Annotated in this window: 18 protein-coding genes; all 18 read right to left on the minus strand. The window is 65.1% G+C overall.

Annotated elements, in window-relative coordinates:
- Position 1: 1 nt before the first annotated feature.
- A complete protein-coding gene (gene dxr, locus Q0053_RS09735) occupies positions 2-1198 on the minus strand; it encodes a 1-deoxy-D-xylulose-5-phosphate reductoisomerase (protein ID WP_298099401.1) in 1197 nt (398 codons plus the stop codon).
- The gene (locus Q0053_RS09740; protein WP_298099404.1) at positions 1195-2010 is read right to left on the minus strand and encodes a phosphatidate cytidylyltransferase; all 816 of its coding nucleotides are present in this window, start codon (positions 2008-2010) and stop codon (positions 1195-1197) included. The genes dxr and Q0053_RS09740 overlap by 4 nt, the downstream gene beginning before the upstream one ends.
- Entirely contained in the window at positions 2010-2792 is a 783-nt protein-coding gene (gene uppS, locus Q0053_RS09745) for a polyprenyl diphosphate synthase (RefSeq protein WP_298099407.1), read from the minus strand. Before uppS ends, Q0053_RS09740 begins: the two co-directional genes overlap by 1 nt.
- Positions 2793-2822: 30 nt before the next feature.
- Entirely contained in the window at positions 2823-3380 is a 558-nt protein-coding gene (gene frr, locus Q0053_RS09750; protein WP_298099410.1) for a ribosome recycling factor, read from the minus strand.
- A 35-nt stretch (positions 3381-3415) separates the two neighbouring features.
- The gene (gene pyrH / locus Q0053_RS09755) at positions 3416-4156 is read right to left on the minus strand and encodes a UMP kinase (protein ID WP_298099413.1); all 741 of its coding nucleotides are present in this window, start codon (positions 4154-4156) and stop codon (positions 3416-3418) included.
- A 55-nt stretch (positions 4157-4211) separates the two neighbouring features.
- On the minus strand, positions 4212-5885 hold the full coding sequence (locus Q0053_RS09760) for a ribonuclease J (RefSeq protein ID WP_298099416.1): 1674 nt from the start codon (positions 5883-5885) through the stop codon (positions 4212-4214).
- 7 nt (positions 5886-5892) lie between these two features.
- Positions 5893-6660 carry a type III pantothenate kinase gene (locus tag Q0053_RS09765; protein WP_298099418.1) on the minus strand — a complete coding sequence of 256 codons (768 nt, stop codon included), beginning with the start codon at positions 6658-6660 and terminating at the stop codon, positions 5893-5895.
- Positions 6660-7409: a biotin--[acetyl-CoA-carboxylase] ligase gene (locus Q0053_RS09770; RefSeq protein ID WP_298099421.1), complete on the minus strand. Its 750-nt coding sequence runs from the start codon at positions 7407-7409 to the stop codon at positions 6660-6662. The genes Q0053_RS09765 and Q0053_RS09770 overlap by 1 nt, the downstream gene beginning before the upstream one ends.
- A gap of 6 nt (positions 7410-7415) precedes the next feature.
- A complete protein-coding gene (gene nuoN, locus Q0053_RS09775) occupies positions 7416-8861 on the minus strand; it encodes an NADH-quinone oxidoreductase subunit NuoN (RefSeq protein WP_298099424.1) in 1446 nt (481 codons plus the stop codon).
- A 7-nt stretch (positions 8862-8868) separates the two neighbouring features.
- Complete coding sequence (locus tag Q0053_RS09780; protein ID WP_298099450.1) at positions 8869-10347, minus strand: NADH-quinone oxidoreductase subunit M; 1479 nt, start codon at positions 10345-10347, stop codon at positions 8869-8871.
- Between the two features lie 11 nt (positions 10348-10358).
- Positions 10359-12440, minus strand: coding sequence for an NADH-quinone oxidoreductase subunit L (nuoL, locus tag Q0053_RS09785; protein ID WP_298099427.1), 2082 nt, complete (start codon positions 12438-12440; stop codon positions 10359-10361).
- 2 nt (positions 12441-12442) lie between these two features.
- Complete coding sequence (gene nuoK / locus Q0053_RS09790) at positions 12443-12751, minus strand: NADH-quinone oxidoreductase subunit NuoK (RefSeq protein ID WP_298099429.1); 309 nt, start codon at positions 12749-12751, stop codon at positions 12443-12445.
- The gene (locus Q0053_RS09795; RefSeq protein WP_298099432.1) at positions 12751-13377 is read right to left on the minus strand and encodes an NADH-quinone oxidoreductase subunit J; all 627 of its coding nucleotides are present in this window, start codon (positions 13375-13377) and stop codon (positions 12751-12753) included. The genes nuoK and Q0053_RS09795 overlap by 1 nt, the downstream gene beginning before the upstream one ends.
- Before the next feature lie 74 nt (positions 13378-13451).
- Positions 13452-13943, minus strand: coding sequence for an NADH-quinone oxidoreductase subunit NuoI (gene nuoI / locus Q0053_RS09800; RefSeq protein ID WP_284220521.1), 492 nt, complete (start codon positions 13941-13943; stop codon positions 13452-13454).
- Positions 13943-14152, minus strand: coding sequence for a hypothetical protein (locus Q0053_RS09805; RefSeq protein ID WP_298099434.1), 210 nt, complete (start codon positions 14150-14152; stop codon positions 13943-13945). Before Q0053_RS09805 ends, nuoI begins: the two co-directional genes overlap by 1 nt.
- Positions 14152-14379 carry a hypothetical protein gene (locus Q0053_RS09810; RefSeq protein ID WP_298099437.1) on the minus strand — a complete coding sequence of 76 codons (228 nt, stop codon included), beginning with the start codon at positions 14377-14379 and terminating at the stop codon, positions 14152-14154. Before Q0053_RS09810 ends, Q0053_RS09805 begins: the two co-directional genes overlap by 1 nt.
- Complete coding sequence (gene nuoH, locus Q0053_RS09815) at positions 14376-15566, minus strand: NADH-quinone oxidoreductase subunit NuoH (RefSeq protein ID WP_298099440.1); 1191 nt, start codon at positions 15564-15566, stop codon at positions 14376-14378. The genes Q0053_RS09810 and nuoH overlap by 4 nt, the downstream gene beginning before the upstream one ends.
- Positions 15567-15570: 4 nt before the next feature.
- Positions 15571-17374 (minus strand): NADH-quinone oxidoreductase subunit NuoG (gene nuoG, locus Q0053_RS09820; RefSeq protein ID WP_298099443.1); only part of this gene is annotated, 1804 nt, incomplete at its 5' end.

The following is a 17374-nucleotide window of genomic DNA, read 5'->3' on the forward strand; positions in this document are numbered from 1 at the left end:
TTCAGGCTGCCGCCGCGATGCCGCGGATGATGGACTCCGCCATCCGCCGCGCCTGCGCATCGACGGCCAGAGCCGCGTCGCAGGCGTCGTCAGAACCGGAGTCCACGCCCGAAGCCGTCACACGCGACAATGTGTCGGCGACGACTGCGGCAATATTGAGAAAGCCCAGTCGACGGTCAAGAAAGGCCAGCGCCGCAACCTCATTGGCCGCATTGAACACGATGGGAGCCACGCCGCCCGCCTCTAACGCCTGCCGCGCGAGTTTCAGGGCCGGGAAGCGCTCGTCGTCGGGGGCCTCGAACGTCAGTCGGCCAAGGGCGGCGAGGTCCAGCCGCGGCGCATTCCAGACGATCCGGTCGGGCCAGGCCAGGGCGTAGGCGATCGGCGTCTTCATGTCCGGCGGCCCCATCTGGGCCAGGGTCGAGCCGTCGACATACTCCACCAGGCTGTGGATGATGGATTCAGGATGCACCACCACGCCGATCCGCTCGGCCGGCATGTCGAACAGATAGGCCGCTTCTATGGCTTCCAGACCCTTGTTGGCCATGGTGGCACTGTCGACGGAGATCTTGGCCCCCATGCTCCAGTTCGGGTGGGCGACCGCCTGTTCCGGCGTGATCGACTTGAGTGCCTCGCGCGGCGTGGTGCGAAATGGCCCGCCTGAGGCCGTCAGGACCAGTCTGGCGACCTGCTCCGGCGCGTGATGGGGGAAGACCTGATGGATGGCGGAATGTTCGGAATCGACCGGCAGCAACTGTCCGCCGGACCGCCTGACACGCTCGATCAGGGCCGGACCGCAGCAGACCAGGCTCTCCTTGTTGGCTAGGGCGAGCGTTGCGCCGGTAGCCGCTGCGGCCCAGGCCGAGCGCAGCCCTGCGGCTCCGACAATGGCGGCCATGATCCAGTCCGCGGGCCGGGCTGCGGCCTCGATCACCGCCTGGTCGCCGGCAGCGGCCTCGACCCCCGTCCCGGCCAGCGCCTCGCGCAGCACGTCGAGCTTGGCGGGATCGGCCGTGACCGCCACTTTCGGCTTCCAGCGCCGCGCCTGTTCAGCCAGACGCGCGATGTTTCCACCACCGGTCAGGGCCTCGACCTCGAACACGCCGGTCCCGGCGCGCTCGGCCTGATCCATCAGGTCCAGCGTCGAACAGCCGACTGAGCCTGTCGAACCGAGCACTGTTACCCGCCGCCGGATCATGCGGCCCCGCCCGTCATCCCGACAATCAGCCGACCGCAAGCCACCACCACAACGGCGAACATCAACCCGTCGACCCGGTCCAGAAGGCCGCCATGGCCGGGAATGAGCTTGCCGGCATCCTTGACGCCATAGCGCCGCTTCAGCGCAGACTCCCAAAGGTCGCCGGCCATCGTGGCCAATGCCGCAGCAAGTCCAAGCGCCGCACCCCAATAGGCACCGATGCCGAGGTCGAAAAAGGCGCCCAGCGCGGCACCGGCGATCGTACCTGCCAAAAGCCCTCCGATGAAACCGGACCAGGTCTTGTTGGGCGAAAAGCTCGGCCACAATTTGGGGCCGCCGACCAGGCTTCCAACCAGATAGGCCATGATGTCCGACGCCCAGGCGATGACGAACGCGGAGACCGTCCAGGCCAGACCACTCGGCGTATCAAGGTCACGGAGCCAGATCAGCAGCACCGCAGGCCAGCCGAGGTAGAGCACGCCATAGGCGGCATCCAGCGCCTCCTGCCCGCGATTGCGCGCAAACAGGCCAGCGGCAACGGCCCCGAACACCAGCATCACAAGCCCGAGCGACAGTTGTCCAGCGTGCGCTGCCACCACGCCCGCGACAACGCCGAAGGCCACGGCTCCGGCCATCACGCGCCAGGCCCGCGACGCGCTCATCATGGCCCATTCGATGGCCAGCAGGGTACAGGCCAGCAGCATCAGCGCCAGGAACCAGAGACCCCCAGCCCAAATGGCCAGCACGGCGGCCGGGGCCAGCACGACGGCCGAGGCGGCCCTCGGGCCAATGTCGCGCGCCCAGACCGCCATCAGCCGGCCGCAAGGGCGGGCACAGCGGCCTCGGCTGGGAGGGCCCGGCCACCGAAGCGGCGATCCCGATTACGGTACTGGTCGATCGCGTCAGCCAGCCCCTCGGCTCCATAGTCGGGCCAGAGGACGTTCTGATAGACGAGTTCGGCGTAGGCCGCTTCCCAAAGCAGGAAGTTCGACAACCGCTGCTCGCCCGAGGTGCGCACAATCACATCAACCGGCGGTGCGCCGGCGGTCGACAGGCCAAGGCCAAGGGTCTCCTCATCCAGCGGCCCGGTCGCCTTTCCGGCCAGAACAGCGTCGGTATGCCGCTGGGCGGCATCCACGATGTCGGCCCGCCCCCCGTAGTTGAAGGCGACCTGGAGTAAGAATTTTTCATTATGCGCCGTGCTGGCCTCGGCCCGGTCGATAATGGCGACGATGTCGGCCGGAAGACCGGAGCGGCGACCCAGAACCCGAACCCGCACGCCTGCGCGTTCCAGCCGCTTGAGATCGCTGGTGACATAGGAACGTACGAGGCCCATCAGATCAGACACCTCGTCCGCCGGTCGGCTCCAGTTCTCGGTCGAAAAGCCGAATACCGTCAGGCAGCGGATGCCGAACCGGGGTGCAGCCTCCACGGTCCGCTTCAGTGCCTGAACGCCCTCCCGGTGGCCCATGGCGCGCGGCAAGCCCCGGGCCTCGGCCCAACGCCCGTTGCCGTCCATGATCAGGGCGACGTGCTCCGGGTCCCCGGGGCGCGGTCGGTCCGTCGGCGCGTTATGAAGGGGTTCGGCGGGCATGAAGGGCGAATCCTACGGCATTTCGCGCCGTCAAACCTGCATGATCTCAACTTCCTTGGCCCTCAAGGCCTCATCGATGCGCTTGATGGCAGCATCGGTGTCCTTCTGGACCTCGGTTTCCATCCTCTTCTGCTCGTCCTGGCTGATCTCGCCGGCCTTTTCGGCCTTCTTGAGATCCTCATTGGCGTCGCGGCGAACGTTGCGGACGGCGATCTTCTGCTGCTCGGTGTATTTTCCGGCCAGTTTGGCCAGGTCCTTGCGGCGCTCCTCGGTCAGGGGCGGCACCGGAATCCGCAGGGTCTGGCCGTCAACGATGGGGTTCAGGCCGAGCCCGGCCGCGCGGATAGCCTTCTCAACCGGCCCGACCATCGACTTGTCCCAGACACTGACCGAGATCATCCGCGGCTCGGGTACGCTGATGGCGGCCACGGAGTTCAGCGGGGCGTTGGAGCCGTAGGCCTGCACCTGCACCGGATCCAGCAGACCCACGTTGGCGCGGCCTGTCCGCAGACCGTTGAACTCTTCCTTCAGGGCGGCCACGGACTTGTCCATGCGCTCGCGGTAGGTCTTAAGATCAGGCTTGGCCATGGTCGTTTCTCTCGCGTTTTCTTGTCTTCGGCCGCTCAGGCGGCCTTCTTGGATGAGATGACCGTAAAGGTCCCCTCCCCTGTCAGGGTCCGACGCAGCGAATTGTCCTCGCGGATTGAGAAGACCACGATCGGGATACCCGAGTCACGCATCAGGGCGATGGCCGAGGCATCCATGACCTTCAGGTCCTTTGCCAGCACATCGTGATAGGTCAGGGTCTCGTAGCGTGTGGCACTGGCGTCCTTCTTGGGATCGGCGGTGTAGACGCCATCGACACTCGTACCCTTCAGCAGGGCATCGCAGCCCATCTCGGCAGCTCGCAGGGCAGCACCTGAGTCGGTCGTGAAGAATGGCGCGCCCACGCCCGCGGCGAAGATCACGACCCGCCCCTTTTCGAGATGCCTCAGGGCCCGCCGGCGAATGTAGGGCTCGGCTACGGCGTTCATCTCAAGCGCGCTTTGCACCCGGGTCTGAACGCCGATTTTCTCGAGCGCGGCCTGCATGGCCAGGGCGTTCATGACCGTGGCCAGCATGCCCATATAGTCGGCAGTGGCCCGTTCCATGTCGCCCGCGGCCTTGCTCAGTCCCCGGAAGATGTTGCCGCCGCCGATGACGAGGCAGATCTCCACCCCTTCGCGCGCGACATCAGCTACGGCCTTGGCCACCGTGGCTACGGTCTTCTGGTCTATGCCATAGCCCTGGTCCCCCATCAGGACCTCTCCCGAGACCTTCAGCAGGACGCGCTTGTAGAGAAATTCGGGCGGGGCGTCGGGCATGGAGGGACCTTGGGCAGGGGATTCGGCTTCTTATAGACGAAGCCGCACCCCGGCTTCAAAGCCTCAGAATGATGGTCTCGACGATCGGTCGCCGATCCCAGATCTGCTGGCTGGCCTTCTTGAGCGCACGCGACACAGCCTGTTCGATGACCATTTCGTCCTCGAGGGCCGCGCCCTTGAGTTTCATCACCGCCGCCTCGGCGCGCTCTGCCAGCTCATCGAGGGCATCGCCCAGGGGCGATTCCGCATCACCCGGAAGACCGATCGCCCGCACATCGATGTCGCTGACGATCTTGCCGCGCTTGTCCATGGCGAAGCTGACGATCAGCACACCGTTGGTCGAAGCATGCCGCCGCTCGTGCAGGGCCTCGCCCTGTTCGGTGACGAGGCGGCCGCCGTCGACATAGAGCCTGCCATTGGGCACTTCATCGATGATTGCCGCGGGCCCGGGGGCCAGACGCACCATATCGCCGTTGCGCGGTGTCACCGTCTCGGGGATGCCGACATCCCTTGCCAGGTTGGCGTGCTCGGCAAGATGACGACGCATGCCGTGGGTCGGAACCGCGATCTGCGGCCGGGCCCAGGCGTACATCTGTCGGAGTTCGTCGCGGCAAGGATGGCCCGAGACGTGGATGCCGGGATGGTCGCGCTCGGTGTAGAGCCGCACGCCCCGATCCGCGAGCTTGTCCTGCAGCCGGCCGATCGACAGCTCATTGCCGGGGATGACCCGCGACGAGAAGATGCAATGATCGCCCTTGCTGAGCTTGATGTAGGGGTGGGTGCCCTCGGCCACCCGCGACAGGGCCGCCCGGGCCTCACCCTGGCTGCCGGTACACAGATACAGGATGCCGTCGGCCGGCCAGACACGAGCCTCCTCATCGGTCAGGAACGGCTTGATGTCGCTCAGCATGCCGACGTGTTTGGCGGCAGAGGTGATGCGGTGCATGGAGCGCCCCGCCAGGGACACGCGCCGGCCCGCGGCCTCGGCGGCCCGGATCACACTGTCCATGCGCGCGACGTTCGAAGCGAAACAGCCGACCGCGATCCGGCCCTTCAGCCCACCGATGAGCTCAATGAGGGCGTTGCGGACGCCGCCTTCTGACCCCGCCGAACCCTCGACGAAGACATTGGTGGAATCGCACACCATGGCGAGCACGCCTTCGTCACCGAGGCGGCTGATGGCGGCGGAATCGGTGACCTGGCCGATGATGGGATCGTCGTCGATCTTCCAGTCACCTGTGTGCAGCACCGTGCCCAGCGGTGTCCTGATGGCCAGGCCGTTCGGCTCGGCAATCGAATGGGTCATGGTGACCATGGTCACCTGGAACGGGCCCAGGTCGATGGTCCCGCCCAGCGGCACCTCGATCAGCTTGACCTGATCGAGGATCCCCGCCTCGCGCAGCTTTTCGCGGATCAGGAAGGCCGTGAAGGGCGTCGCATAAAGCGGGGCCTTCATGCGCGACCAAAGCCAGCCGAGGGCACCGATATGGTCCTCATGGGCGTGGGTCAGCACGATCCCCCGAATGGTCTCGCCTTCGAGAAAGGCGGGGTCGGGCACGATCACATCAACGCCGGGCGTCGACAGATCGCCGAAGGTCACGCCGACGTCGACCACGATCCACTCGCGGTTCGTCTCCGGACCGTATCCGTAGAGATTCAGATTCATCCCGATCTCGCCCGACCCGCCCAGCGGCAGGAAGACGAGCTCGTCACTGGTTTTCTTTTTCATAGGTCCTTTAGAGGGTGTTCCGCCGCCAGATTTCCAGCAGGCCGCGGATAGTCAGGTCCGGATCGAACCGGTCGATTGAATCTGTTGCGCCTTCGAACAGGCTGGCCACACCGCCCGTACCGATCACGGTCATGGGCTTGTCCCACTCCGCCTTGATGCGCGCCACCATGCCCTCGATCAGGGCGACATAGCCCCAGAAGACGCCGGACTGCATGTTGGTGACCGTATCCTTGCCGATCACCCGGTCGGGCCGCTGGATCGCGATCCGCGGCAGCATGGCCGCCGCCTCATGCAAGGCCTGCAGGCTGAGATTGATGCCCGGCGCAATCGCGCCGCCCTCGAAGGCACCATCGGCAGCGATGACGTCAAAGGTGGTGGCGGTGCCGCTGTCGATGACAATCAGGTCGCCGGGATAGATCAGATGCGCACCGATGGCGTTGACCAGCCGGTCCGCGCCCGCCTCGCTCGGCTTGGTGATCCGGGACGTCATTCCCAGCCGGACATTGTCGCCGATGACCAGGGGCTCGACTGACAGATAGCGGCGCGACAGGTTGCGCAGGTTGAAGATCGATTGCGGCACCACGCTGGAGATGATGCATCCGTCCAGCTGGCTGATCGCCAAACCGTGCATGGCCAGCAGTTGGCTCAGCCAGACAGCGTACTCGTCAGCCGTACGACTGCTCTCGGTGGCGGTGCGCCACTGGGCGATCCAGTCGCCGCCGTCGTGGACTGCGAACAGCGTATTGGTATTGCCCTGCTCGATTGCCAGAAGCATTACGCGGCCTCCCCGAAGAAGACGTCGCCGGCGGAGATCAGCCGCAGGCTCCCGTCCGCCAGCCTCAATTTCAGCGCGCCGTCGGGGGCCACGCCCTCCGCCCGGCCCTCAATCGTTTCGCGACCCAGCCGCGCCACCGCAGGCCCGTCCAGCCCGGCCGTCCGTGCGCTCCAGGCATCGAGGATAGGCTGGAAACCAAGCGTCTCCCAGCGGGTCATCCAGACATTGAACGCTTCCGCCAGCTTCGCCGCAGCCGCCTCGATGGTCGGCGGGCTGGCGACGTCGCCACGCAGATGATGGGCCAGCGCCGTCGCGGGCCGCTCGGTCCCCTCAGGCGCGCTGACCAGATTAATCCCGATCCCGACCGCCAGCCAAAGGCCGCCGCCCTCATGCGCCCCGGACTCGACCAGCACACCCGAGGCCTTCTGACCCGCCAGCATCACATCATTGGGCCATTTGATCGTCACCAGCGATGCCGGTGCCCAGGCGTCCAGCAGATCCGCGATGGCCAGCGCTGCGACGAAGGTGACCTGGGCCGCCTCCGCCGGCGACTTTCGGGTCACCTGCATCAGTGTGGAAAACAGGTTGCCGTCCTGGCTTTCCCATTGCCGCCCGCGACGCCCCCGCCCCGCGGTCTGGCGACGCGCAACGATCCACAACGGGCCGGTCTCGCCCGCGTCCGCGCGTCGACGGGCCTCCGCATTGGTCGAGTCGGTCTGGTCGAGCAGCAGGATCGGCGCGGCGGGCATCCGCCCCTACCCGGCTCCGAAACCGGTCGCGGCGATGCCGGCGAAATGGTCGATCCAGCCGATGGCGACGATCACCAGCGGGAAGGAGAAGGCGGCAGACGCCCAGGCGATGGTCCTCGCCTCGATCGGCGACGCATCCGTCGGCCCCACGCCCTCGGGCGTCGGATCGAACCACATCAGCTTGATGATGCGCAGATAATAGAAGCCGGCCACGACCGAGGCGACCAGACCGGCCGCACCGACCATCCAGTAGCCGGCGTCAGCCGCCGCGCCGAAGACATAGAATTTGGCCCAGAAGCCGGCCAGCGGCGGCATCCCCAGCACTGACAGCGACAGCACCGTCAGGGCAATGGCCGTCACCGGCTTGTCCTTCCGAAGTCCGGCCAGATCGGCGATCCTGCGGATCGGCTTTCCGCCGCGCGACAACGACAGCAGGATGGCGAAGAAGCCGAACTGGTCGATGACATACAGGGTCATGAACACCAGCATGGCCTGGACGCCCGCAGTGGTCCCGGCCGCAATCCCCAGCAGGGCGTAGCCGATGTTGGCGATCGACGAATAGGCCAGCAGCCGCTGCAGGTCTTTCTGCACCAGACCGCCGAACGCCCCGACGGCGAAGGAAATCAGCGCGATCAGGATCAGCACCTGGGCCCACTGGTCATGCGAACCGCCGAAAGCCCCTTCCAGCGTCCGTGCGATCAACACCATGGCCGCCACCTTGGGTGCCGTGGCGAACAGGGCCACGACCGGGGTCGGGGCCCCCTCATAGACGTCCGGTGTCCACATGTGGAACGGCGCGGCGGAGACCTTGAAGGCCAGGCCGCAGATCAGGAACACCAGGCCGAAGATGAGGCCTGTGGACTCGTTGGCGGCGGCATAGGCGGCGATCTCATCGAAGCGCATCGATCCGGTGAAGCCGTAGATCAGGCTCGCGCCGTACAGCAGAAGACCGGACGACAGCGCCCCCAGCACGAAATACTTCAGACCCGCCTCGGACGCCTTCAGGTCGTCGCGATGGTAGGCCGCCAGAACATAGAGGGCCAGCGAGTGCAGTTCGATGCCCACATAGAGCGAGATCAGATCACCCGACGACGCCATCATCCCCATGCCGGCCGAGGCCAGCACGATCAGGACGGGATATTCGAATTTGGCGATCTTCGCGCGGCGCATCCAGCCGTCGCCAAGCACAACGGCCACGGCGCTGGACAGGAAGATCAGGGCCTTGCCGTAGACGGCCAGAGGGTCGGCCACATAGGCACCGTTGAAGGCCATACCCAGCGGGCCGGTAACGGTCACGGCGGTCGCGGCGACCAGCAGGGCCACCGAAAGGATGGAGATCAGACGCGCGCTCTTCTCGCCCATGAAGGCACCGAGCATCAGAAGCACAAGTCCGCCGACCGCGAGCGTGCTCTCGGGGGCGGACAGGCGCAGGGCGAAATCAAGATCTGGCATCATCGTCTCACCCGCCGATCGCGGCGCGATAGGTGGTCGTCAGGGCCTCGACCGAGGCGGCGGTATAATCCAGCACCAGTCCGGGCTGGAAGCCCAGCCACAGGGTGCCGATGATCAGCGGGGCGAAGATCAGCAGTTCGCGCTTGTCGACATCGGTGATCGCCTTCATCGCCGGGTTGGTGATCTCGCCGAACATGACGTTGCGATAGAGCGTCAGCGCATAGACGGCCGAGAAGATCACGCCCGAGGCGGCGAACAGGGCCGTCCAGGTCGATACCTCATAGATGCCGACCATGGTCAGGATCTCGCCGATAAATCCCGAGGTCCCCGGCAGGCCGACATTGGCCATGGTGAAAAGCATGAAGATGGCTGCAAACCAGGGCATGCGCGCGGTGAGGCCGCCATACAGGGCAATCTCGCGGGTATGCATCCGGTCATAGACAACGCCGACGCAGAGGAAGAGCGCGCCCGAGATCAGGCCGTGGCTCAGCATCTGGAACACGGCACCCTGCACGCCCTGATCATTGCCGGCGAAGATGCCCATGGTCACAAAGCCCATGTGGGCGACCGATGAATAGGCGATCAGCTTCTTCATGTCCGTCTGCCGGAAGGCGACCAGCGAGGTGTAGACGATGGCGATCGCCGACAGGGCGAACACCAGCGGGGCGAAGGTCTGCGACGCCTGCGGGAACATGGGCAGGTTGAACAGCAGGAAACCGTAGCCGCCCAGCTTCAGCAGGATGCCGGCCAGAATGACCGACCCGGCTGTCGGAGCCTGAACGTGGGCGTCGGGCAGCCAGGTGTGCACCGGCCACATCGGCATCTTGACCGCGAAGGAGGCGAAGAAGGCCAGCCACAGCAGCGGCTGCACCGTCGGACTGAAGGCATACGCCTTCAGCTCCGGGATGCTGGTGGTGCCGGTCTCGGCCGCCATCCACAGCATGGCCAGCAGCATCAGGACGGACCCCAGCAGGGTGTAGAGGAAGAATTTGTACGAAGCATAGATCCGGTTCGCCCCGCCCCACACGCCGATGATGATGAACATCGGCACCAGGGTGCCTTCGAAGAACATGTAGAACAGGAACAGGTCCAGCGAGGTGAACACCCCGATGACCAGGGTCTCCAGCACCAGGAAGGCGATCATGTAGTCGACGACCCGGTCCTTGATCGTGGTCCAGCTCGCCAGAATGCAGATCGGCATGAGGAAGGCCGTCAGCAGCACGAAAAGGATCGAAATCCCGTCCACGCCCATGTGGTACTGGGCACCCACGAACCAGACGTATCGCTCGACAAACTGATAGGCGGCGCTGGACGGATCGAAATTCGCGACGAGCACGATTGAGACGGCCAGGGTCACGAGTGTCGTCAGCAGGGCGATCCAGCGCGCCGCGCCGTCTGCGCCGGCCTTGTTGAACAGCCGCGCCAGCAGGATCAGGCCCGCGCCGACCAGCGGCAGGAAGGTGACGACGCTGAGAATATAGGGGATCTGGGGCAAGATCAGGCTCCCCACGTATAGATGGCGAAGGCGAGGAAGCCGGCGAGGCCGAGCAGCATCACGAAGGCGTAGAAATAGACATAGCCGGACTGGAAGCGGCTCAGGCCGCCCGCGAGTTTCCGCGACAGCCAGGCCATGCCGTTGGGCCCGCCGCCGTCGATGATCTTCACGTCGCCGACCTTCCAGAACAGGTCACCGACCGCCCGGGCACCCTTGACGAACACGACGTCGTACAGCTCGTCGAAATACCATTTGTTGTAGAGGAAGCCGTGCACGATGCCGCCTCGGTCGGCCATCCGACGCGCCATGCCTTCCTTCATCACATAGAGCCAGAAGGCGGCGAAACTGCCGATCAGGGTCAGGATCAGCGGCGACCATTTCACCCAGAGCGGAACGTAGTGGCTGTCGTGCAGGACGTGGTTGGCCTCGGACACGAAGATCGCCCCCCGCCAGAAATCATGCTCGTAATCGCCGATGAACCAGGGGGCAAAGACGAAGCCCGCAGCGATCGCCCCGACCGCCAGCAGCAGTAGCGGCACCAGCATTACCAGCGGGCTCTCATGCGGCTTCAGCGGGCCGTGGTGGGCATGATCGTCATGGTCATGGTCGCCATGGGCATGGTCGTCAGCATGCGTGGCGTGGTCCACGTGGACGTGGTCGTCATGCGCATGATCGTCGTGATTTTCATCCTTCCACACCGGCTTGTTGTGGAAGGTCATGAACACCAGACGCCATGAGTAGTAGGCGGTCAGGCCGGCGGCGAGGATGCCGACGAAGAAGGCGAACAGGCCCATGGCTGAATGGCCATTGGTGAACGAGGCAAAGGCACTCTCGATGATGGAGTCCTTGGAATAGAAGCCCGCCAGACCGCCGACGCCGGGAATGCCAAGGCCGGTGATGGCGATGGTGCCGATCGTCATGACCGCATAGGTCACCGGCAGCAGCTTCCACAGCCCACCCATCTTCCGCATGTCCTGCTCGTGGTGCATCCCGTGGATCACCGAGCCCGCACCGAGGAACAGCAGGGCCTTGAAGAAGGCGTGGGTGAACAGATGGAACATCGCGGCCTGGTAGGCACCGACGCCCGCCGCGAAGAACATGTAGCCGAGCTGCGAACAGGTCGAATAGGCGATCACCCGTTTGATGTCGTTCTGGGCCAGGCCGACAGTGGCGGCAAACAGGGCCGTGACCGCACCGGTCAGGGCGATGATGGCCGAGGCGACCGGGGCATACTCATAGATCGGCGACAGCAGGCAGACCATGTAGACGCCGGCGGTGACCATCGTCGCCGCGTGGATCAGGGCTGAAACCGGGGTCGGGCCCTCCATGGCGTCGGGCAGCCAGGTGTGCAGGAAGAACTGGGCCGACTTGCCCATCGCACCCACGAACAGCAGGGCACCGGCGAGATCGAGCGCCGACCAGGTGTGACCGAGGAAGACCCAGCCCGTTCCGGCCTTGGCGGCGATCATGGGGAACAGTTCGGCGAACTGGATCGTGCCGAACATCCAGAACACCGTCAGGATGCCGAGAGCAAAGCCGAAGTCGCCGACGCGGTTGACCACAAAGGCCTTGATGGCGGCGGCGCTGGCGGTGGACTTCTTGTACCAGAAACCGATCAGCAGATAGGACGCCAGCCCCACCCCTTCCCAGCCGAAGAACAGCTGCATGAAGTCGGCGGCGGTCACCAGAGCCAGCATGGCGAAGGTGAACAGCGAGAGATAGGCGAAGAACCGCGGCTTGTCGGGATCCTCGGCCATATAACCCCAGGAATAGAGGTGGACGAGCGAGGACACGCTGGTGACCACGACCAGCATGACCGCCGAAAGGGCGTCGATGCGGATCGACCAGACCGACTGGAAATCGCCGACGTTGATGAAGGGGAACAGTTCGACCGTGAAGGCTTCAAGCCCGCCCCAGGTCCATTGGCTGAACACGATCCACGAAACGACGCACGAGAAGAACAGCAGGCCGGTGGTGATCGATTTGGACACCAGGTCGCCAAGCCGCCGGCCGCTCAGGCCGACGATAACGGCGCCCAGCAGCGGCGCGAAGACGCCGAGGGTGACGAGAAGCGCGAGGTCCACGGTCAGCCCTTCATCACGGAGGCGTCATCAACCGCGATGTCGCCGCGGTTGCGGAAGAAGGTCACCAGAATGGCAAGGCCGATGGCGGCCTCGGCCGCGGCCACGGTCAGGACGAACATGGCCATGATCTGACCCTGGACGTCATTGAGATAGGCCGAAAAGGCGACGAAATTGATGTTCACGGCCAACAGGATCAGCTCGACAGACATCAGGATGATGATGACGTTCTTGCGGTTCACGAAGATGCCGAAGACGCCGATGGTGAAGAGCATCGCGCCCACCGCCAGATAGTGCTGCAGGGTGATGTCCATCAGACCAGATCCTCCGGGGTAACGCCGGCACCGGTGGTCACGGATTTGACCTCCATGGCCGTCTTCGCATCGCGACCGACCTGACGGGCGATATTCTGACGCTTGATGCCGGGCTTGTGGCGCAGGGTCAGGACGATGGCCCCGATCATGGCGATCAACAGCACGATCCCCGCCGCCTGGAAGATGTAGACATAGTCCGTGTAGAGTACCCGACCGATGGCCTCGACATTGGACATCTCAGCCGTCGCTGCGACCGGGCCGACAGCGTCAGCCGCCGCGCCGCCGCTCACGACGGCAAAGGAAATCACGATCATCTCGACCAGCAGTATGCCCGCAACGATCGCCGCCAGCGGCAGGTAGCGGGCGTAGCCCTCGCGCAGGCGCACGAAGTCGACGTCCAGCATCATGACCACGAACAGGAACAGCACGGCTACGGCGCCCACATAGACGACCACCAGCAGCATCGCGAGGAACTCCGCACCGAGCAGGACGAACAGCCCCGCTGACGAGAAGAAGGCCAGGATCAGCCACAGCACGCTGTGCACGGGGTTCTTCGCCGTGACGACCATGAGGCCGCCCAGCACGGCCACCGTGGCCAGCAGATAGAAGGCAATGCCTTGCAACATCGGAGGCCTCAGCCCCTTTCGGTTAATGGAGGACGATCCCCTTCGGAATCGCCGTCCTGTTCAGCGTCTGCGCCTTAACGGTAAGGCGCGTCGAGTTCCAGATTCTTCGCGATCAGTCGTTCCCAGCGGTCGCCGTTGGCGAGCAACCGGTCCTTGTCGTAGAGCAGCTCTTCACGGGTCTCGACCGTGAACTCCGAGTTCGGCCCCTCGACGATGGCGTCGACCGGGCAGGCCTCGGCGCACAGGCCGCAGTAGATGCATTTGACCATGTCGATGTCATAGCGGGTCGTGCGGCGGCTGCCGTCGGCGCGGGGTTCGGCCTCGATGGTGATGGCCTGGGCCGGGCAGATGGCCTCGCACAGCTTGCAGGCGATGCAGCGTTCCTCGCCGTTCGCATAGCGGCGCAGGGCGTGCTCGCCCCTAAACCTCGGCGATTGCGGATTGCGCTCGAACGGATAGTTCACCGTGGCCTTGGGACGGGCCATGTATTTCAGCGACAGGCCGATCGCGCCGACGGCATCGATCAGAAGCGCGCCCTTCGCAGCCTGGACAAGACGGTTGAACATTACTGGCTGGCTCCGGCGCGGGCGCACTCGCGGGTGTATCGCTCGCTCTGTTTGTCCATGGTTTCGCAACGACGCAGGCGCTCGGCCTCCTGCCGCTGGATGCGCTCCTGCCTCTGCTGCCACTGATAGGGCGAGACCGGCTCGGGTTCGTAGGTGCTGCAGGCCGAAAGGGCCGCGGCCACCAGCATGAGGGTCAGGGCGCGCCGCATCACTTCCTCCTGACCACGACGTCGCAACCTTCCGGCTGGTCATCGCGATCTGTGCGGCTGTCGCGGCAGGCGGGATGCATACGATCCGCCCGGGCGCGGGCCTGCTCTGCCCGCTCGAGGGTGCCGACCGAGGTCGTCTCCTCGACCCGCGGGTCAAACCGGAAGCTGCAGCCCCCGGCCGCAACGGCCGTCAGCACGGCGCAGGAAAGGACCAGCGCCCGGCTCACAGCAGCCCCGCCTTCGTGGCCACAAGCCAGCCCGAGACAATGACCACGCAGACCAGCGAGGTCGGCAGGAAGATCTTCCAGCCCAGACGCATCAGCTGGTCATAGCGGTAGCGGGGCACAAAGGCCTTCACCAGGGCGATCATGCAGAACCAGAATACGGTCTTGGCCAGGAAGGTGACCAGATAGATCCCCTGCTCCAGCCAGCCCGGCAGGCTGTCCAGCCAATACTGCGGCACGCCCGGATTCCATCCGCCGAAGAACAGCAGGGTAATCATGGCGCACATGAAGACGATGTTGGCGTATTCGCCGATCATGAACAGCAGGTACGGGGTCGAGCTGTATTCGACCTGGTAGCCGGCCACGAGCTCGGACTCGGCCTCGGGCAGGTCGAAGGGCGGACGGTTGGTCTCGGCCAGGGCCGAGACGAAGAAGATGATCGCCATCGGCCACATCACCACGATCAGCGGCCAGGTCCCGGACCCGCCACCGAAGGCGAACCAGTTCCAGAACATGCCCTGCTGCTGGGTCACGATCGAGGTCAGGTTCATGGTCCCGGCCAGCAGGATGACATTGATGATCACCAGGCCGATGGAGACCTCATAGGACACCATCTGCGCGGCGGACCGCAGCGAGCCGAGGAACGGATACTTCGAATTCGAAGCCCAGCCGCCCATGATGATGCCGTAAACACCCAGCGAGCTGATCGCGAAGATGTACAGAATGCCGACGTTGAGGTCGGAGATGACCCAGCCCGGCGCGAACGGAATGGCCGCCCAGGCGATGAAGGCCAGGATGAAGGTCAGCAGCGGTGCCAGCAGGAAGACCACCTTGTCGGCACCCGCCGGCACGATGATTTCCTTGAGAACGAATTTGAAGAAGTCGGCGAACGACTGCAGCAGACCGAATGGCCCGACCACATTGGGGCCCTTGCGCATCTGCACGCCGGCCCAGATCTTCCGGTCGGCCAGCAGCAGAAAGGCCAGCGAAATCAGGATTCCGACGGTGACCAGAAGGATGCCGCCGGCGGTGATCAGCAGCCACCCGACCGGGCTCGTCCAGAAGGTCGGGGGAATCTGACCCCAGAGCCAGACGGCCAGAAATCCGAGACCGCCTGCGATGGCCAGACCGACGACGCTCAGGAAGATCGTCGCCAGCGGGTTCGAGCGATGGGTTACGACGTCGGTCATCGCCTTACTCCGCCGCCATCACGACCGGGGCCATCCGCTGGGCGGACAGCTCGGCCATGGTCACGCTGGCGCGCGTGATCGGGTTGTTCAGATAGGGATCGCGCACCGCCGAAACGAAGGCCGTGTCGCCCAGATCACCCTTCTTGCCCAGACTTCCCACATCAAACGACGCGGGTGCCGGCAGATAGTCGATCCGCCCGAAGGTCGGGTGGTCCGCCATCAGTTTCGAGCGCAGGGCATCCAGCGTGTCATACGGCAGGGTCTGGCCGACCATGGCCGACAGCGCCCGCAGAATAGCCCAGTCCTCCTTCGCCTGTCCCTTGGGGAAGACGACCCGTTCGGCCATCTGCACCCGGCCCTCGGTGTTCACATAGAGGCCGGACTTCTCGGTATACGCCGCGCCGGGCAGGATCACGTCGGCACCATGGGCCCCGCGGTCGCCGTGACTGCCCAGATAGACGCGGAAAGCACTGGACTTCGACACGTCGATCTCGTCGGCACCCAGCAGGAACAGGACGTCCAGCGCGCCCTTGGCCGCCATCTGCGCCGCCGATTTGCCGCCCTCACCCGGGACAAAGCCCATGTCGAGGCCGCCGACGCGCGAGGCCGCACTATGCAGGACGTTGAAGCCGTTCCAGCTGTCCGTGACCACGCCGACCTTCTTTGCCAGAGCGCCGAGCGCGTTCAGCACGGCCGCGCCGTCCGCGCCGGAAACCGCGCCTGCACCGACGATGATCGCCGGCCGCTCGGCCGTCGACAGGAAGTCCAGCGCCGCCTTCGGCAGCTTGGTCAGTGTCTTCGAACCGGCCCCGAACCAGTTGTAGTCATAGGTCAGATTGACCTGTTCGCCGATCACGCCGATCCCGGTCTTGCCGGTCAGCCAGGCCTTGCGCAGGCGGGTGTTCAGCAAGGGGGCCTCGGTCCTCGGATTGGCACCCACGATCAGGACCGCATCCGCGTTCTCGATGCCCGCGAGGCCCGAATTGAACAGCCAGCCTTCGCGCGACCCATGGCCCAGCGCACTGCCATCCTGACGGCAGTCGGTGTTGGCGGATCCCAGCGCGCGGAAGAGGTCCAGCGCCGCCTTCATCGATTCCGCATCCTGCAGGTCGCCCGCGATCACCCCGATCCGGTCAGCAGGCGCCGCGTTCAGCTTGGCCGCGACGACTCCCAGCGCCTCCTCCCAGGAGGCGGCGCGCAGCTTGCCGTTCTCGCGCACATAGGGCTGGTCCAGCCGCTGTCGCTGCAGGCCATCGACCGCATAGCGGCTGATGTCCGACAGCCACTCCTCATTGATGCCCTCATTCACGCGCGGCAGGATGCGCATGACCTCGGCACCCTTGGCGTCGGCGCGGATGTTGGAGCCCAGGGCGTCCATGACGTCGATGGTCTCGGTCTTCTTCAGCTCCCACGGGCGGTAATGGTACTGCCACGGCCGATGGGTCAGGGCACCGACCGGGCACAGGTCGTTGACGTTGCCCGACAGCTCACTGTCGATATTCTTCTCGAGATAGGTGGTGATCTCGGCGTCCTCGCCGCGCGAGATCATGCCGATATCCGGCACCCCGGCCACTTCGGTGATGAAGCGGACGCAACGGGTGCACTGGATGCAGCGGGTCATGAAGGTCTTGACCGTCGGCCCCATGTTCTTTTCTTCGACCGCGCGCTTGTTCTCCGCATAGCGGGAACCGTCGCGGCCATAGCCCATGGCCTGGTCCTGCAGGTCGCACTCGCCGCCCTGGTCGCAGATCGGGCAGTCCAGCGGGTGGTTGATGAGCAGGAACTCCATCACCCCTTCGCGGGCCTTC

The organism is Brevundimonas sp. (assembly GCF_027487935.1).
Lineage (GTDB): Bacteria > Pseudomonadota > Alphaproteobacteria > Caulobacterales > Caulobacteraceae > Brevundimonas.

Excerpts from the sequence above, each read along its gene's own strand:
- dxr (WP_298099401.1), bottom strand. The coding sequence starts at position 1,198 with ATGATCCGGCGGCGGGTAACAGTGCTCGGTTCGACAGGCTCAGTCGGC.
- Q0053_RS09740 (WP_298099404.1), bottom strand. The coding sequence starts at position 2,010 with ATGGCGGTCTGGGCGCGCGACATTGGCCCGAGGGCCGCCTCGGCCGTC.
- uppS (WP_298099407.1), bottom strand. The coding sequence starts at position 2,792 with ATGCCCGCCGAACCCCTTCATAACGCGCCGACGGACCGACCGCGCCCC.
- frr (WP_298099410.1), bottom strand. The coding sequence starts at position 3,380 with ATGGCCAAGCCTGATCTTAAGACCTACCGCGAGCGCATGGACAAGTCC.
- pyrH (WP_298099413.1), bottom strand. The coding sequence starts at position 4,156 with ATGCCCGACGCCCCGCCCGAATTTCTCTACAAGCGCGTCCTGCTGAAG.
- Q0053_RS09760 (WP_298099416.1), bottom strand. The coding sequence starts at position 5,885 with ATGAAAAAGAAAACCAGTGACGAGCTCGTCTTCCTGCCGCTGGGCGGG.
- Q0053_RS09765 (WP_298099418.1), bottom strand. The coding sequence starts at position 6,660 with ATGCTTCTGGCAATCGAGCAGGGCAATACCAATACGCTGTTCGCAGTC.
- Q0053_RS09770 (WP_298099421.1), bottom strand. The coding sequence starts at position 7,409 with ATGCCCGCCGCGCCGATCCTGCTGCTCGACCAGACCGACTCGACCAAT.
- nuoN (WP_298099424.1), bottom strand. The coding sequence starts at position 8,861 with ATGCCAGATCTTGATTTCGCCCTGCGCCTGTCCGCCCCCGAGAGCACG.
- nuoK (WP_298099429.1), bottom strand. The coding sequence starts at position 12,751 with ATGGACATCACCCTGCAGCACTATCTGGCGGTGGGCGCGATGCTCTTC.
- Q0053_RS09795 (WP_298099432.1), bottom strand. The coding sequence starts at position 13,377 with ATGTTGCAAGGCATTGCCTTCTATCTGCTGGCCACGGTGGCCGTGCTG.
- nuoI (WP_284220521.1), bottom strand. The coding sequence starts at position 13,943 with ATGTTCAACCGTCTTGTCCAGGCTGCGAAGGGCGCGCTTCTGATCGAT.
- Q0053_RS09805 (WP_298099434.1), bottom strand. The coding sequence starts at position 14,152 with ATGCGGCGCGCCCTGACCCTCATGCTGGTGGCCGCGGCCCTTTCGGCC.
- nuoH (WP_298099440.1), bottom strand. The coding sequence starts at position 15,566 with ATGACCGACGTCGTAACCCATCGCTCGAACCCGCTGGCGACGATCTTC.